The sequence below is a fragment of the Criblamydia sequanensis CRIB-18 genome (assembly GCF_000750955.1).
GTDB lineage: Bacteria > Chlamydiota > Chlamydiia > Chlamydiales > Criblamydiaceae > Criblamydia > Criblamydia sequanensis.
In genome coordinates, this window is sequence record NZ_CCEJ010000005.1 from 229,595 (window position 1) to 247,089 (window position 17,495).

Sequence of the window (17,495 nt, forward strand, 5' to 3'; positions counted from 1 at the left end):
TTACTTCTCCTCAAGAGGTTTTTCATCTATTTGGTTAATTTCACCCAACTTCAAGTTTTGAAAAGGCTGATAAGTAGGGTGGTTTATATCTTCATTTTTTGAGTTTGAGAAAAAATGCTTAAGCTTTTCTCTTTCGGGACACATATCGTCGCATTCCGCAAATTGAGGAGTTTCAAGAAGCAAAGTTTCTCTAATATGATCTTTTACCGAATATACCCCGCTTTTGATTTCACTAAGCGGAACAATATGGTAATGACCTTCTAGTACAATGTCTACGTTTACCGGGTTATTGCAAATTCTACAGGGGAGGATAGCTTTAGTATCAATATCAAGCCTTAAGACAAGATCCTCTTCGGCAATATAAGCTTCTCCTTGAACATTAATAGGTTCCGGAAAAACAAGTTCTTTTTCCTGGATGGAAAGAAAGGAAGGATCGTAGGATTCATCGATTTCCTCGACTTCCCCATGCTTCAATCGATCCACAAAAATTTTGAACTCTTCTTCCATATATCCGCTGCTCAAATCAAAAACTTACGTCGAATTGCAAAAAACAACTAAACAAGCTTTTAATTTACAAAAAATTGGGTTTTATTTGAAGGATTTTTCGTAGAAGGACGCGGAAATTTTTCAAAAGAAGAGGTCAAACCTTTTATGTTAAAAAACAATTTCGGATCGATTTTTAAGAATTAATTAAAAAATAGATCTAAAACATGTTTAAGATTGTTAAATATCAACAATTAATTTTATAATAAAAAAATAGAATTATACTAGGATTTGGTTCTATGGAACACCGCTATAACGATCATGTTGCGGGTGCCAAAACAAAGTGGATTATCGAATTTCTTGAGCCCCCCTCCTCTTCGGAACAAAAGCCGAAGGTGCATTTTTTAATTCCCTACCCGCCCAATACTCCCGAAAATAGGGATAATATGTGGCTCGATACAAGCGATCTTAAAAATTTCGAAAATAAATTCAATAAATTTTTAGGGGTCATTAACGACCTTTGCAATTCCTTGGATGAGGCCTGTAAAAAAAGCATTCAGGAAGGCGATTATTCCCAAGACATCAAAGATCAGGCTGAAAGTCTTAGTGATCTTGTAGAAAGGTTCAACGAGTTTTTCAAAAAACTAAAAGATGAGCCAGGGGATCCCCCTGTAAAATAATCCCTTTTCCACGTAAGGATTTAAGTTGAATTTCACTGTTTTTTCCCCTATAATTTACATTTTAAGAAAAGATCCTAAAAATTAGGGTCGATTAAAACCCAAGCTGCTGCTTAATTAGATGAGTCCATATTCGAAATTATTTTTCCTTTAGGAACCACTCCAAAATCAGTCCTTCTATTGGACTTAACTCTTGAGAGCCAAAGATTTGAGCGTTTCTAAAGAAAAAGCATTCGACTTTGAACCATTTAAGATAGCAAGTTGGGTTTAAAGAGTTTTTTTGATCCGAATATTTCCCGAAGCGATTCTTGCATTCTTATGCAATTTAATTAAAAAAACTCTTTGTCTCCAATTAATCGAGCAACTGCAAGTTCCTCCAACTAAGGGTAGTCAATGGAAGAGATTCTTCTCAATATCGAGTCAAAAGAAATACGCTATGCACATCTTCGAAATGGTTTGCTTCATGACCTCATTGTCGAAAGAAAAAAAGAGCGCCAGCTAACAGGCAATATATATCGCGGACGCGTCACCAACATCTTAAGAAATATTCAATCAGCCTTCATCGATATCGGAGAAGGTGAAAATGGATTTATTCATATTTCAGATATCGTTTCAAATATGAAAAAGCTAGAAGAGCTTTACGGAATGGATTTTGATATGGAGCAAGAAACTTCAGAAAATCAAAATCAGGCCGGCAACGTCGATATCGACCAGCTCATGAAACCGGATCAGCCGGTCTTAGTTCAAGTCGTCAAAGAAGCTATAGGCACAAAAGGCGCAAGGCTTACAGCCAATATATCGATAGCCGGAAGATACCTTGTCCTTCTTCCTAACTCAACCCATAGAGGGGTCTCAAGAAAAATTGAAGATAAAGCTGCAAGAGACAGGCTTAAGAAATTGATACGCTCTTTTGAAATGCCGCAAGATATGGGCCTTATTTGCAGGACAGCCAGCTCGCAGGCCACAAAAGAGCAGCTAATTGATGAAGCAAGCGAGCTTTTGGATAATTGGAAAACTATTATGGAAAGCTTCCACAATTCCAATGACTCCAAGCTTCTTTTTGAGGAATCCGGCTTAATTAAAAAAGCTATTTTAACCGCCATTGACAAACGATTTGACCGCGTTTTAATTGATGATTACAAAGTTTACCAAACTTGTAAAAAGCTATGCACACGCTATTCCGGGGAGCATCCTCTCAGAATTGAATATTATCGCGATAAAACCCCAATGCTTGAGCGCTTCAACGTTGAAAAAGAAATTGAAAAATCGCTTCGAAGAAAAATATGGCTAGGAAGCGGAGGCTACCTCTTTTTTGATAAAACAGAAGCCATGCATACGGTAGACGTCAACTCAGGAAGAAGCACAGGTTCTGATGTCGATGTGGAAGAATCCCTTGTTAGAATAAACCTGGAAGCAGCGGAAGAAATTGCAAGGCAGCTTCGCATACGCAACGTCGGAGGCTTAATCATCTGCGATTTTATCGATATGCGCCTTCGGAAAAATCAAAGACGCGTCCTTGACCGCTTAAAAGAATGCATGAAAGATGATTCGGCGAAATGCACTATACTTGGAATGAGCGAATTTGGCTTAGTTGAGATGACAAGGCAAAGACAAAGAGGCTCGCTTTTGCAAACTGTCTTTACAAGCTGCCCTTATTGCTCCGGAAGCGGCAATATTAAAAACAATGAAAGCATTTCAATTGAAATTGAAAGAGGCTTAAAAAAAGTAGTCCGCTGCCACGAACAATATGGATTAAAGCTTGTTGTGCACCCGGAAGTGGATCATTATCTAAATGTTATCGATAAAGGCTATCTCAAGTCGCTTGCCGATGAGCTGAATGCGCACCTTGAATTTACAACGGATGAAAACCTTCACCTTAACGAATATCATTTCTATTCCACCATCAACAATGTCAAGATAGAGGTCTAGGATGGAAGGGGAAGAGCTGCTTGTTTATTTGATGGAAAAAGGCAGTATTCCAAAAAGGCTGCAAGAAATCCTTAAGCGGTTTCTTGCCGACTATATTTCAGCCTTAAAGAGAATCGGAAAAAATGAAAGTGAATCCGTCCCCCTTTTAAAAACCTATCTCGACCTTGTCGATTCAGAAATCAAAGAGCCTTATCTTTTTCAACCTTTTCATGAAAAAATCGTAAGCCCTTTCAACTACTATCAATTTGGTTTAAACCTTATTCGACCTCTTGTGAATTTAGATAAATCTCAAGTAAGAGGGCTTGAATACTTAGATCAAATCGAATCTAAATTAAACCGGAATGAAAATGTCATCCTCTTTTCAAACCATCAAACAGAACCCGACCCTCAAGCCATTTGCTTGCTTCTTGAGAAAACTCATCCAAAACTTGCTGAAAACATGATTTTTGTGGCGGGTCATAGAGTCACGACTGACCCTTTAGCCATCCCTTTAAGCAAAGGATTAAACTTATTTTGCATCTATTCCAAAAAAAGAATAGAACATCCTCCCGAAGAGAAAATGAAAAAGCTTCAACACAATCAAAGAACCATTCAGAAAATGAGTGATCTTTTAAGTGAAGGAGGGAAGTGCATATGGGTCGCTCCAAGCGGTGGAAGAGATAGGGCAGACGAAAAGGGAAAGATTCAGCTTAGCTTTTTTGACCCTCAAAGCATTGAACTCTTTCGTTTGTTAAAAGATAAGTGCAGAAGGCCCACTCACTTTTATCCTCTCGCCCTGTCCACTTATGATTTACTACCCCCTCCAAGCAGTGTCGATGATGAGCTTGGGGAAGAAAGATTGCCAAAAGCAACTCCCCTATTTCTTTTTTTTGGAAGCGAACTCGATTTATCTTCCGATGAAGGCTCTTCTATAAAAACTGAAATTCGAAAGAAACGGGCTGAAAAAATTTGGAATCAGATTAATAGCCAGTATCGAGCTCTTACAGAAAATTAATCTTGCTTATTGCCTTTTAGAATCGATATCATCTCCTTTTTCTCTTCTTCACTCCAGCTCTCAAAATTGTTTAAATAAGGTAAAAAAACCTCGCTCCCCTTTGCTCCCGAATCCATTAAAGCCCTGGCAAGATCCTTAAACGGGGCAAATCCCCAATTGTTTAGGTTTAAAAAAGCTTCCTCCAAGCAAAGCGCATCTGCTTGAGTATTTTTTGCAAGAAGAACGATTAAACTTATAAGCTCGTCCGGGGCCCACTTATTTAAATAGCGCAAGGATAAAACAAGGCTCTCGGAATCCGGTTTATAATTTTTTTTTAGAAGATAAAATATCAAACCGTTTAGGATGATAGAATTCTTGTCGTGGAAATGGTAAATCACTTTATTGATTTCAAACGCATACCGATTAAACTTTTTACCGCTTCTTCCTTCCATGATAGGAAAAGAGCAGAAAACATGGTCAAAAAGGCCTATTAGGGTGTTAGATACAGTCTCAAATACTCCGGCAGGTATCCCCATTTGCAACACTTTGACAATAGATAAGATTTCCTTTTTCGGCTCTTCTAAGTTCTTCAAGCCAAAATGCTGCTTTCCAAAAGCCCTCCAAAAAATTTCTAGATGGGACAGGCGGTATACACAAGAGCATGAGGATAAAAAGCTCAGTGTGTCCAGAGGTGTTAAAAAGGATTGTATGTGATAAAGAATCTCTGTAGGCAGGCTTAGAAAAAGATTATGGCAATTAAAAAAACCGGCTATTTTTATATAGACCCTTATAGCTTCTATTTGAAGATCAAAAGGCGCATCTTTAATTTGAGCAAGTTTATACTGCCAAAGTGTTAAAATCGGAATATTAAATTCGTAATCAAGGTCTTTAAATGAAAGTTTTTGAAGGTCGCGAAAAATTAAAGCTAAGCGATTAGATCTTATCGTGTCCCCTTTCATTTCGAATTCTTCCCATTCAAAAAAAAGGGATCGGATCTTTAATTCAGGGCTCATCCGGAACTCACATTTCACCATGAAACTCATCATGATAAAATGTTCTGCAGAAATTAACAAGAATAGGATTTCTTTCTATCTTAATTGGCCGAACTGAGGCGTTTGTATTTCCGGCGGCCCTTGTTCATTTATATATACTTTTGATTTTTCAAAAATAGTATTCCAACTAGGTTCTCTTTGCAAACTTAGCTCTTCATCCATCGCTTTAAATAAAGCAATCGTAAAAAAACCGCCTTCCGGCATTACCCAGTACCAAGAGGGTTGTCCGGGGGATGAACTTGAGAAAACAAAAACGCCCTTCTGATTGAACAATTTTTTTAGATTAACCGAGTGGTTATTTGCCCTGACCGCATCCGTTGCTATCCCTTTTACAAGAAGAGGCGCATTTGAATCCGGGATAGTGCTATTGCAAGTATCCGCAATCGCAAGAATCATTTTCGGTTTTTTCTGTTTAAGTAGTTGTACTACATGAATAAAATCAATGCCCTTCTTGCTATCATTGTGAAATGAAAAGCTTGGCCAAGGATTCTTTTTTGTTGTTTCCCGATAGCCGTGCCCTGCCCAATAAAAAATAACGATTCCATCGCTTTTGCAGCGTAAATTTTTAATTTGATTAATAAAGGTGGAATCAGCTTTTTTGTCTTTAAAAACATGCAGCTTGAGATCATAATTTAGAGTCCGGGAAAGTTCTTTAGCAAAACCTTCCATTTTTAAAAGATTTGTTCTAACAGATGGGCCAATCCCATCCGCTTCCGTATCGCAAATTAGAAAAACATCTAAATTAGCAGCAGTTAGAGAAGTTGCAAAACAAACTATTAAGAATAATAAAATTAATTTTACGTTTTTTAACACAAAGACACCAGGCTTTAAATATATAAATAATTATCTTAACCAAAAAATGTTAATAAAATGTTAACCATAAAAAAATAATATTTTTAAAAAATTTTTTCCTCTTAAATTGAAGCTTTCGCTAATCTAGTTTAAGTTCATTAGACCCTTGAAAGGATAGACTTCTCCATGAAATTTCTTTTTTTTCTCCTAGGCTTATTTGTTATCAACCAAATTGACGCCCTTGAAACGATTAAAGATGAAAGAACTATCCCCATTCTAACTCCTTCTCTAAAAGATCAGAAAAGCGTTAAATTAAGACTCGATAATGGACTTGAAGCCTTTATCATCTCAGACCCTGATACTGATAAAACGGGGGCTGTTTTAACTGTGCTAACAGGCGGATTTTCCGATCCTTTAGAGCACCCCGGGATGGCGCATTTTTTAGAGCACATGCTTTTTTTAGGGACAGAGGAATACCCCGATGAGTCGGAATACCAACGCTATATCAAAGACCATGGCGGAAGTGCGAACGCTTTCACAACCTCTGATGCCACGACTTTTTTATTCACAGTAGACCCCGATGGCTTGGAAGGGGCTCTCTCTCGCTTTTCAAGTTTTTTTAAAAAACCTCTTTTTTCACCTTCCGGTGTAGCAAGAGAGCTTAATGCTATCGACCAAGAATACTCTAAAAACATCGAGAACGAAGATTTTAGAGATCTTTATGTCCATTATGATTTAGCCTCCCCTGAATATCGGAAGCGCGCCTTCTATATGGGTAATAGTAAATCGCTTTCCAAAGTGACGCAAGATGAGCTTAAAAAATGGTATGAAACTAACTATAGCGCTCATATCATGAAATTGATTGTGGTCGGGAAACAGCCCTTAGAAGAGTTAAAGCAACTTGTGATTAAAGATTTTAGCGGCATCCCCAAAAGAGAGATCATAAAGACGGATATTGCAGGGCCTTTATCGAACCCTTCCTTTGCCGGAAAATTAATCTACATTGAGCCTTTGCAGGAACTAAGAACTCTAAATTTAACGTTTGAAGTGCCCGAAAAATATAAAAAAATGCTTGATTCTAAGCCTTATAGCGTTGTTTGCAGTGTGCTTGGCGATGAAAGCGAAACTTCTCTATTAAATGCCTTGAAAAAAGAAGGCCTTGCAGAATCCCTAACGTGCGGGGATTTACATTTCGGAGGCAAAAAACTTGAAATTTACGTTCAAATTGGCTTAACCGCAAAAGGGGTTGCAAATTGGCAAACCGTGCTTGAGAGATTTTTACAAGCGGTTGCTAATTTTAAAGAGAAAAAATTTCCTAAAATGCTTTTTGATGACATTAATCAAATTCAGACCTTGTCCTATCAGTTTCAATCCAGGGAAAATCTCTTTTCCGATTTAATGATGCAAGGCATTAGGATCATTGAAGAGCCTCTTTCAACCTATCCGGAAAGAAGCCTTGTCACAAAAAAATATGATGAAAAAGCAGTCATGAATTTGCTTTCTTATTTATCTTTGCAAAACATGCATATTTATTTAAAGGCCCCTAAAGGCGAAGTGCCTTATAAAGCGGATCAAGAAGAACCTTGGCTTCATGTACGCTATGGAATTACCTCTTTAACTCCTGAGGATTTAAATCGCTTTAAAAATATCAAACTAAATAAAGCGATCGACCTTCCTGAAAAAAATCGTTTTCTTCCAAAAAATGTAGCCGTACATCCACTTGAAGAAACTGAAACTCGCGACACGCTTCTCCCTATACCCAAATTAATTTTAGACACCGCTTTTCAAGAACTCTACTACGCTAAGGACACAAGCTTTAGGCTTCCGCAATCCACGTTAAACTTCCAGATTCATACGAAAGCTTCCACTTTAGAAGATGTGAGAAGCCAAACATTGCTAGAACTTTACTTAAGAAGCATTAGAGAAGCCTTAAATCCTTTGACCTACCCTGCAAAAGTTGCAGGAATGGACTTTGATATTAAAAAAGGAATTTATGGCATTCTTCTGACAGTAGATGGATTTAGCGATAGCATTGATGATGTTCTGCAAGCTATGATTCAAACTTTAAAAGACCCTAAGGCCATCATTTCGCAATTTGATACCGCTAAAGACGCGCTATCAAGAGAGTGGGGAAATTTTCCATTAAGCCCGCCTATTAATCAAGGAGTAGATGAGTTAAAAGCGCTCCTTTATAAGGAAAGCACGCTTCCCACCCAAAAATTGATCGAACTAAAACAGATCACAAAAGAGGATTTTGCTAAATGGGTCTCGCACTTTTTCGATGAGGCTTTTATAAAGGGATTGGTTTTTGGTGATATCTCAGGAGAAAAAGCAACAGACATTGCTAAAAATCTAACCTCCTCCTTAGTAAAAAATCCTCTTCCTAAAGACCAAATTAAAAGACCTAGCATTGTCGATCTTGGCGCCCAAGAATCCCCTTTCTATATTTCAAAACCGATAGCCTCTAAAGGCAATGCCGCCATTTTAGCGATCGAAACGCCTTTCCCATTTAGTTTTGAAAAAAGAGCTTCCCACCACCTTCTTTCACAATCTTTAAGCGAACCTTTCTTTTCTGAATTAAGGACGAAACAGCAGACGGGGTATATTGTACAAGCACAAGGAGAAGAAGCGGAAAAAGCTCTTTTTCAATATTTTCTTGTGCAATCAAGCTCTCATAGCACGGAAGATCTTTTAGCAAGGTTTGAGCTTTTCATTGAAACTTTCACTCGGGATATTAAAGAAAATATTCCGGAAGAGCGTTTTAATAACTTAAAAAGCGCCGCTGTTTATTTATTAAAAAATCCTGCCAAAAGCTTAAGCGAAATGGGAAAACTGCTCTCTTATATTTATCTGCAATACGATGATTTTACTTGGCTGGATCAAAGACTAAAAGCCTTAGAAAGCTTAACCTACGAGGACTTCATCAATTACTCAAAAAAAGTTCTTGGTAAAAAAAATAAAGCCCGGGCTGCGATCCTATTAAACGGTTTGGTAGAAGATGAATCCTTTTTGCAATACAAAAGAGCCGAATCCCTCGAAGTCGTCAAGAAAGAATTAACTTACGTTCCATAAGGGAATAATAGGGCTTCTTTCAAAAAGAAGCCTAACATTCATCTACTCTCAAAAGCTTGGCTTTTTGTTGGCAAGCTTTTGCTTTTTCCATGTCGCCTATTTTAAAAAAAGCAGCCGCTAGATTTTGCAAGAGTTCTTTTGTCTCCCCTCCCCATCTGATGGCTTCCTCAAAATAGTTTATAGCGTGATTGAAAAAAGCCGCTTCAAAAGCTATGACCCCTAGATTTTGCCATAAATCGCGCTCGCTTTTAGAAACAGGATAAAAGTTTTCACTTACCTCTTCCAAAGCATTTAAAAGCTCTTTTCTGTTTCCTTTATCTAACTCAAGAGCTTTTCTTATAAGGGGAAAAAAAGTGAAAAAAATAGCAGGGTCAAAGCCTCCAAGCTTTAGCAAAAGAAGCAAAAGCTTAAGAGATGTGATTTCAAGGTTTTCCATTTCGCCAATTAAGAGCCAATAGTCTTTTGGCTCAAAATCCGCGATAGTCACATTGAAAGCTTGAATCAGATGAGGGAAATCCTTTTCTTCGCCATTTAGGAGTCCCGTCATGGATAAAAATTTCGGATCGGGAAGCTTGGGAAGAAGGCCAAAACCCCCTCTATTTTTAAGGTAAAGATTTAAAGCATGATAGCTTACAGGAATTGAAAAGGTGCCATGTTTATCAAGCCGGATCCATTTCTCATGCCTCACTTGATCAAGGGTTGCAGCGCCTTGATCGCAAGCTAAGAAAAGAAGCGGCTTTTTGCTTATGTTTTGAAAGCCTTCTAGAACTTCAAATGCTCCTAAAGGCATTAAAAAAGGGACATTATCCAAATGATTAGAGTAATAATCGAGCAGCTCCGAAGCCTTGCCATCTTCTTCTAAAAATTCTTCAAATTTAGATTCCATTTCAAGATCTGATATCCAATCTGAAATAAAATCTCCTTTTTTATTTTCAGGCAGGGTTAATTTTACAAACCCTTTTTCCTTTATTCCTCCTGTTACCCGATAAAGCTCTTGCGGGATCGTATCAAAGAAATAATTAGCAATTAAAATAGCGTTATTTAACTGATCAAGAGTTTGATGAGACTTTCTAAGCTTAATAGGCTCTTTTTGATTATGAAAAAAAAGAGCCGTATCCGCAATTCCGGCATCAAAAAATGGCCTTAAGCGAAAATGATTTTCTAGAAAGAGTAAATTTTCTTCGCTGATATCTGTCATCACATATTTAAAGGATATCCTGTCTTTGAATGGAGCGCTCAATTCTTGAAAAAATTTAAGGAAGAGATAGGCAAATCTGCCTGTGCCGGCACCAAGATCAAAAAAAATGATCTCAATTCGTTCATTTTGTATAAGAAGATCTTCAATATAAGCAGAAGAAAGCCAAGCAAAACTTTTGGCAGTCAGAGGAGAGCTTGTCAGGTAAAAAGGAACGCCTTTCTCTGTCCAGGCTTTAAGAGCAAATTCTTGATAGGCTTTAATCTGTAATTTCCAGAGAAGAGACTTTGAAAAAGGCGTAAACTCTTCAACTATGTGCCTGGACAATTTTATCTCTCAAGTTAGAACCATAAATTTATATTTATCCTTAAGAGGGGGAGATTCGCAAGTACAAACTTAGTTTAGTTTAAGAAGCAGCTGAATCCCGTGAGCTGAAAGAGCAAGAGACACTCCCACTATAAAACTAAGAAAAGTTAGGCCCCATAAATAGTAAGACCTCTTCTTTTCCAAATATAAAAACCATTTATTAATCAGGTTGCTATAAAAATCCTGGCTATCTGTTTCTAAGATGGCTTTATTTTTAAGCTCGTAAGAGAGTTTATGAAATTCTGCAATCCCTTTCTGCATGATTTTTTCTTCCAAGGTTGGCAAGAAGAAAACAGGAGGAATGGAAAGTTCTTTTTTTATTCCATTTAAGACAGCTTTGATTTTCTCTTGAGCGATAGCATCCAAATGCAGAGAATTAAAGAGAACCTCGATGGCTTCTTTGCCAAGCTCATTTTTTTGCATAAGCTCGGCCAGTTTCTTTTGGGTAAATTCTTGTCTAAAAGGGGAAAAAATAAAAATTCTCATGAGGTAATGAATTAAAAAAGCTAACAAAAAACCTAGAATAAGAGCATAATTAAACAAGATTTGTTCCTATAATTGTATTTACTTGCAAATAATAAAGAAATATTTTAAAATGTTCATTTAAATCCTTAAGGAATCAGTATGTTTTTTGAGCTTTCGGAAAACAAAACAAAAAATCTCGAAAAGAAGATCCACGAGCTAACCTTAGAAGTCGAAAGACAAAATGAGGCTATCTCTAAACTTTTTAACGAAATCGGTTGCACCCCAGAGGAACTCCATCTATTCCTAAAAAATCCGGAAAATTTTTCCCCTCAAGAATTTGAAATCCTGAAAGAATTACAAAGGCTAGTCTCGGAAAAATCGGATTTAAGCCTTAGCGCCCTATATTCCCCCTCTCAAAACAAGCAAAGAATGGAGGAGCGAAAAGAAGTCGCCCCCCACTGGATTTTTTGCCGCTAGTAGCTTTTTGCGAAGATCGCATCAATTGTTGCTTCTTTCCCCGTTAAAACACAGGTTCCTTGGGTTCCACTTTGATCAAGGGGGAGGCATCTAATTGAAACTTTAAGCTCATCAAGAATTTTTTCAGATTCCGGATCGCCGCACCATTTTGCCAAAACAAACCCTCCATGAATTTCAGGTTTTTCTTTATCTTTAGGGGTGAAAAATTTCTTAAATTCTTCGAAATTTTTGATGTCTTTTTTGATGTGAGCGTCTCTAAAATTCTTAGCTTCCTTCAAGTACCCTTGCTGAATTTCATCTAAAACTTTAAGGACGGTCTCTTCTAACGCTTCAATAAGCAAGGGCTGCTTTTCTTTCACACCCTTATCCCTTCTTAGCAAAATCGCGCTTTGAGATTCGACATCCCTTGGGCCCACTTCAATTCGGATGGGGATTCCTTTCTTTATCCATTCCCAACTCTTTTCACCGCCCCTTTTATCCCGCTTGTCCACTATAACGCTGAGCTTATTTCCATGGTATTCCAAGTTTTTTAGTCTTGATGCAATTTTTTCAGCGTAGGTATACACCTCAGCTTCTAGCTCAGGTTTTGGAACAATCGGTAAAATAACGATTTGTTTTGGCGCAATCCTTGGGGGGATTCTTAAGCCGTCATCGTCTCCGTGAGCCATGATAAGAGCCCCGATCATCCGGGTCGTGGTTCCCCAAGACGTGGTGTAGCCATATTCCAGCTCGCCTTCCTTGTTCGTAAATTTAATATCCGAGGCCTTTGAGAAGTTTTGTCCTAGATAGTGCGAGGTTCCGGCTTGAATCGCTTTTCGATCTTGCATCATCGCTTCAAGGCAATACGTATCCACAGCGCCAGGAAACTTTTCGCTTTCGGTCTTTCTTCCGATAATCACAGGCAGGGCTAAAACCTCTTCCATAAAAGAGCGGTAAGTCTCAAGCATCAGGAGGGTTTCTTCAATAGCGTCTCCTTCACTTGCATGAACTGTATGACCTTCTTGCCAAAGAAATTCAGCCGTTCTAAGGAAAAGCCTCGGCCTCATTTCCCAGCGAACTACGTTAGCCCATTGGTTAATAAGGAGAGGAAGATCCCGCCAAGACTCGATCCATTTTGAGAAGGATTCCCCGATAATGGTTTCCGAGGTGGGACGAATAATAAGAGGTTCTTCTAGCTCGCCTGAGGGAACTAACTTACCATCTTTTAGCTCAAGCCTGTGATGCGTCACAACCGCGCACTCTTTTGCAAACCCTTCCACATGATCGGCTTCTTTTTGGAGCAAGCTTAGAGGGATAAATAAGGGAAAATAAGCATTTTCATGGCCAAGGCTCTTTATGCGGTCATCCAATTCCTGTTTCATATTTTCCCAAATGCCATAGCCCCAAGGTTTGATGACCATGCAGCCTCGAACAGAAGAGTTTTCTGCCAGATCTGCTTCTTTTATCACTTGTTGGTACCATTCCGGATAGTCTTCGGATCTTTTAGGGGAAATAGCAGAACGCCCCTCGTTTTTACTCATAAAATAAAAGCCCTTTTTGAATTCGTAAGAAAATGACAAATACTAGACTCCTTTCGAGACTCCATTCGATTTCTAAATGGCTATTTTTGACATCATATTTTTAAATTTTTCAATCATATGCTCGCATATGCTTCAAAAAAATAGATGTGAATTTCGAAAGAAGTTTAATAAAAAACTACCGATTAGCATACAACGGGCTTCAATTCGAAAGCTAGAATGAAATTTCATCAACGGCAATAAGCCCTTTCTTCCCGTACTTTTTCATATTCATTTTGAAAGAGATTGAAAAGCTCTGGATTTAAAGGAAAATCTTGTTTTTTTATCGAACGAATCGCTTCAAGTCCAATAAGAGAGTTGCACCGAAAGAGATTCGCCTCTTTCGGAAGTTCTGAAATTTTCATTTTAACGAAGCTGATGTCAAACCCTAACTTTTTTGCAATTCTTAGCATCACTTGACTTGTAATCCCTTTGAGTAACGGGAGTCTATAGCTAGGCAGAAAAAAATGATTCTCGTTTACCCAAAACAAATTGGAGTAAGAACACTCTAGGATATACCCTTCCTCCGAAATCGAGATCATATCATCATAATCTGATTCAAGGGCTTTTTCATGGATAAGGGATCTTTCTAAATAAGAAAGAGTTTTGATGCGGCTTAATCTAGAGTTCACAGGGTGTGGATAAACTCCAAGCGACAAAGCCTTTTTTTTTGGTGTTTCCAGCTTTTTTAAAAAAAGAATTTTTTGATAACCGGATCCCTCTTTTAAAAGAACTGCTTTTAATCGAAAAAATAAACCCTCAAGAGAAGTGTTATAGCAAAGGTCTTTAATTTCATTTAAGTCTAATAACTTTTTTGGAGCTTCTATCCCTACGGCCTTTGCATGGCAATAAAGCCTTCTTTCATGTTCTTTATAAAAAAAAATTTTCTCATGTGTGGCTAGAAGAGTCGTAAAGACTCCCCTTCCAAGGAAAAGAGAGTCTTCTTGAACCCTTGATAAAAGTTCATTTTTCGAAATAAGTTTTCCATTTAAGGAAAGGGGTTCTTGATTCAATTTATTCCCTCTTCTCTCCATCGACTGTCGCAATGACTTCTAGGATATTAGAATCTAAAAGAAGGGGCAAATGTATTTTTTCAAGAGGGTTGACGTGGCTAAATTGCGAACTTAACGTTTGAAGCTCTTTCTCAGAAGCATTTTTGCTATACTCCCCTCTTTTAACAGATAAGGATAGTATAATTTTTTCTTCACCCTCCGCCGTTTCAAAGCATCTCGTATTAGCCGTTGTGTAAAGCAGCAATAGAGGTTCTCCAAGTTCGTTTAGGTGACCCTCGCTTCTTCTATAAATGCCGTAGGTCCGCTCTTCTATACTCTCAAAATTTTTAGCGGAATCAATATTAAATTCAACTTTAATTCCAGGTATTCCCTTTAAAGAAAATGAGGTTGAATTAAAGACCGGCATAAGACCTCTTAGCGTGGCATCATAAACACCTCTAAATTCAGGAGTAACAAAGCCCAGAATATCCTGTCCAAAGGCTCGCTCGTTTGAAAGAAATTTTTTAACTTCGTTCGAAATAAATTCTTGGCTGGCATCGGTTTTCATTCCGTTTATGTATAAACTCTTAAAAAGCTGTTCATAGAAGCTTTTTTTCCATTCCTTAATCTCACCTTCCGGGGGGATAAATATGAAAGGTTGTTTGTTTATATTCAAACTTTCCAATAAAAGCCCCTTGGTGGCGCAAAAAAGAGCCCGATTAATGTCGGCTCTTCTTAACACTATTTTTGTTTCTTCATCTACCCAAGAAAAGCGATGCACTTTATGTGTTAAAGCTACATTCAAAGCGGTTTCAACTAAGTTTGAAATTTTAACATTCCCTTCCGGCGAAAGCCATTTTTGAATGCGGCTTAAAATCTTGTCGCCTTCACTCTCATCGACCCCTAAAGCAGCTCTTAAAAATTTCTTTCCCCATTCCCTTGACAACAAGTCATTTATAGCTTCAAGAAATTTGGCTGCCCAATCCATGCTTCCAAATTTTAAAGCCTCGCTCATTTCTTCATGAGGATGGCCTTTATCTAAAATTCTTTTCATTTGAAGAAGTAAGTTTTCTGTGGAGCCTAATTCCTTTTCTTTGCCTTTACTTTCTTTTGTGATTTGCTCCTCTTCCCTGTCATTTTTTACGATTTTGTTTTTTTGATGTCCACAAGGCAGCTTAAGGGTTTTATAATCACTATTAAATCGAAGAGGAGTTTTAGTCGGTGAATTAGGAGACGGCTCGATGGGTTCTTCTACATTTGATAAAGAGTCCCTTTTTCCATCATCTTCATCAGCCGCCTCTTCATTTTCATAAGTTAGGGAAGGGTCATTTCCTTTCGCTTTATGGAATAAATCTCCTTCTTGAGCCTCTCCTGAATCGGTTTCTTGAAATTCCCCAACAATTGAATCCTCATCGTCGCAGCTTGAATAGGCGACTTCTTCCTCACTATCATCAATCTTTTCTTCAGGTATTGGATCAAGCGATTGCCATTCTTTCTGATGCCTTGGCTTAAGCGGCATTGGGCTATAATGAGTCGTGGTTAAATTGGTAGGTTTAACTACCTTGGATGCTTCAGGCGAGGTATTTCTTCTAAGCGGCGGCGGCGATCTCTTATCTAAAGCATTTATTTTTTTAAGAGTCTCCTTAGGGTCTTTTGAAGGAGGCCTTGCAGCTAAAATATAAAGTCTACTCATGATATAGTCGGTTGGCAAGCTTCTTTTTTTCTCTTTTAAAATCGAGTCAATTAAAAAAATGGTGAGCTTTACAATTCTCGGCCTTAAATCTTTAATAATGAATTCTTCTCTTTCGAGTCTCCAATTAATTTTACGAACCAGAAGAGATGTTAAATTTTGGATTTCATCCCTTCCAATAAAAGGCCTATTCGCAACATCATTTAAAAGGAGTTTTAATTCTCTTCTTATTGGTTCAGGAACCTTGATTTCCTTTTTTTCTTTCTCTTTTTCGTTGATTTCAAGTGTAGAGGCTTCCACAAGAAATGGAATCAAACTATTCAAATCGTTGTGAGTTAAAAAGGGTTTTCTCATTAATTCAGATAGCTTTTTTTCTAATAAAAGAATGGATTTTGGCAGGGTTTCCTTATTAAATTTGGAGGATGCGAAAAGTAAAGAAGGAGCAACAGCACTGATTTCACGAGAAGGCATGTACATTTTTTGAACCACCTCTTCCAAAAAAGGCTCAACTCCTTTTATTTCATTTCGAATAACTTCTTTAACTTGATCTCTAAAATTACTCGAGAAAGGTTCAAATTTTAACCTTTTCTCCAGGCGCTTAAAGATTGTTGGATAGAGTCTTGGGCTTTCAGACCCAATGGCCATTTCCTCATATTGTTTTTTTGAATTATATAAATCCAATGAGTGATGCTTTTTTATTAGATTGCCAATACGTCTTCCCGTATCCACACTAATGCTGCCTGAACTTTCCTTTAATTGAGCTCCGTTATAAGAGCCCTTTCTTTTATTTAATGCCGAATCTTCTTTTGAGGCGTACAAATCAGGAGCGCTTCCCAATTTGGTAAGGCGGCGAGGCGGCGGTTTAATAGATTTAGATTTAAATTTAACTTTATCTTTCCCCCCTTTTTTTTCTTTTTTCTCAGTGCTGTCTTTTTTTCTTTTTAACTTCCCTACTTTTTCTCCTACCTTTTTAAAAAAACCATGTGTGGATCTAGGGGATTCATTTTTATGTCCGGAAGAGGTGCTTGTAATTTCAGGAGAATCGGGAGGTGTACTTTGGGATATTTTTAAAGTGGGAATTTCGGGTCTGCCCGCTTTTCCACCGGTCAGATTGCGAATTGAAGCTACTAACCCAGGGTCTAGATGGCCTCGTCTATTATCTCTTCTATTATCTCTATCTGAAGGGGTTCTTGGTAAGGGGGGCTTTGTGGGGGTTGGCAAAGAACTTAAAGAAGAAGAAGCGGATCCACCACCCGAAGGCGGGAAAATAGCCGCGCTTGCTTCTTTAACAGTATTTCCTATAGGAGGAATCGTCGTTCCGGCTCTTGGAGAAAGAGGGATCGGGTTATTATCAAAAAAAATCGTGGCTTGATGAGGAGTACGTGTTTCATTATCGTCTGATGGAAAACGAATTTCGAAGCAAACATCCCTTTCACCTTCAGAAACCTTTACTACCACTTTCTTTTGAGCGGTAGGACTGCTTCCGCCTCTTGGAGTCAAAGGAGCTTCTGTGTGCGGTTCAGTAGGTTCATCAAAAGGGTTAAAAGAAGAAGAAGAATATCCTGCAGAGGAACGATTGTACTCAGTATGCATAAAGCTCATCTCCATTTAATATGATGAGTATATATATTTTTAATATCAAATTTTTAGAAATAAAAATATCAATTAATTTAACTAACATTAAAAAATATTATATAAACTTCTAAAGTTATACACAGTTTGATATTCAACTGAGCTGAACTTTTACAAAAAAAATTAATTTATTTAAAAGGAAAA

Annotated in this window: 13 protein-coding genes; 5 read left to right on the top strand and 8 right to left on the bottom strand. The window is 37.8% G+C overall.

Features of this window, described 5'->3' with window-relative positions:
* The gene (locus CSEC_RS06890; protein WP_053331866.1) at window positions 1-507 is read right to left on the bottom strand and encodes a YceD family protein; all 507 of its coding nucleotides are present in this window, start codon (window positions 505-507) and stop codon (window positions 1-3) included.
* Between the two features lie 275 nt (window positions 508-782).
* Here CSEC_RS06890 and CSEC_RS06895 point away from each other — a divergent pair, with 275 nt between their 5' ends.
* The 3 genes from CSEC_RS06895 to CSEC_RS06905 all read left to right on the top strand — a co-directional run bounded on the left by CSEC_RS06895 (window position 783) and on the right by CSEC_RS06905 (window position 4,083).
* The gene (locus CSEC_RS06895; RefSeq protein ID WP_041017703.1) at window positions 783-1,163 is read left to right on the top strand and encodes a hypothetical protein; all 381 of its coding nucleotides are present in this window, start codon (window positions 783-785) and stop codon (window positions 1,161-1,163) included.
* A gap of 390 nt (window positions 1,164-1,553) precedes the next feature.
* Complete coding sequence (locus CSEC_RS06900) at window positions 1,554-3,089, top strand: Rne/Rng family ribonuclease (RefSeq protein ID WP_041017704.1); 1,536 nt, start codon at window positions 1,554-1,556, stop codon at window positions 3,087-3,089.
* Between the two features lies 1 nt (window position 3,090).
* Entirely contained in the window at window positions 3,091-4,083 is a 993-nt protein-coding gene (locus CSEC_RS06905; protein ID WP_041017705.1) for a 1-acyl-sn-glycerol-3-phosphate acyltransferase, read from the top strand.
* Here CSEC_RS06905 and CSEC_RS06910 read toward each other — a convergent pair.
* Complete coding sequence (locus CSEC_RS06910; protein WP_041017706.1) at window positions 4,080-5,075, bottom strand: F-box protein; 996 nt, start codon at window positions 5,073-5,075, stop codon at window positions 4,080-4,082. The two genes, CSEC_RS06905 and CSEC_RS06910, sit on opposite strands and share 4 nt — an antisense overlap.
* A 75-nt stretch (window positions 5,076-5,150) precedes the next feature.
* A complete protein-coding gene (locus CSEC_RS06915) occupies window positions 5,151-5,927 on the bottom strand; it encodes a caspase family protein (protein WP_041017707.1) in 777 nt (258 codons plus the stop codon).
* Window positions 5,928-6,092: 165 nt separating this feature from the next.
* Here CSEC_RS06915 and CSEC_RS06920 point away from each other — a divergent pair, with 165 nt between their 5' ends.
* Window positions 6,093-8,978 (top strand): insulinase family protein, encoded by a 2,886-nt coding sequence (locus CSEC_RS06920; protein ID WP_041017708.1) that lies wholly within the window; start codon window positions 6,093-6,095, stop codon window positions 8,976-8,978.
* A 31-nt stretch (window positions 8,979-9,009) separates the two neighbouring features.
* Here the strand turns inward: CSEC_RS06920 and CSEC_RS06925 are convergent, their stop codons facing one another.
* Together CSEC_RS06925 and CSEC_RS06930 are read right to left on the bottom strand one after the other, a co-directional pair.
* Window positions 9,010-10,500 (bottom strand): tetratricopeptide repeat protein, encoded by a 1,491-nt coding sequence (locus CSEC_RS06925; RefSeq protein WP_041017709.1) that lies wholly within the window; start codon window positions 10,498-10,500, stop codon window positions 9,010-9,012.
* 69 nt (window positions 10,501-10,569) lie between these two features.
* Window positions 10,570-11,082, bottom strand: a complete 513-nt coding sequence (locus CSEC_RS06930; protein ID WP_041017710.1) for a hypothetical protein — start codon at window positions 11,080-11,082, stop codon at window positions 10,570-10,572.
* A gap of 81 nt (window positions 11,083-11,163) precedes the next feature.
* On the opposite strand from CSEC_RS06930, the gene CSEC_RS06935 reads away from it, so the two are divergent.
* Window positions 11,164-11,481: a hypothetical protein gene (locus tag CSEC_RS06935; RefSeq protein WP_041017711.1), complete on the top strand. Its 318-nt coding sequence runs from the start codon at window positions 11,164-11,166 to the stop codon at window positions 11,479-11,481.
* Here the strand turns inward: CSEC_RS06935 and proS are convergent.
* The 3 genes from proS to CSEC_RS06950 all read right to left on the bottom strand — a co-directional run bounded on the left by proS (window position 11,478) and on the right by CSEC_RS06950 (window position 17,312).
* Entirely contained in the window at window positions 11,478-13,001 is a 1,524-nt protein-coding gene (gene proS, locus CSEC_RS06940) for a proline--tRNA ligase (RefSeq protein WP_041017747.1), read from the bottom strand. The two genes, CSEC_RS06935 and proS, sit on opposite strands and share 4 nt — an antisense overlap.
* Before the next feature lie 227 nt (window positions 13,002-13,228).
* Window positions 13,229-14,050 carry an aminotransferase class IV gene (locus CSEC_RS06945; protein WP_161780973.1) on the bottom strand — a complete coding sequence of 274 codons (822 nt, stop codon included), beginning with the start codon at window positions 14,048-14,050 and terminating at the stop codon, window positions 13,229-13,231.
* Between the two features lies 1 nt (window position 14,051).
* Window positions 14,052-17,312: a hypothetical protein gene (locus tag CSEC_RS06950; protein WP_041017713.1), complete on the bottom strand. Its 3,261-nt coding sequence runs from the start codon at window positions 17,310-17,312 to the stop codon at window positions 14,052-14,054.
* Window positions 17,313-17,495 lie beyond the last annotated feature (183 nt).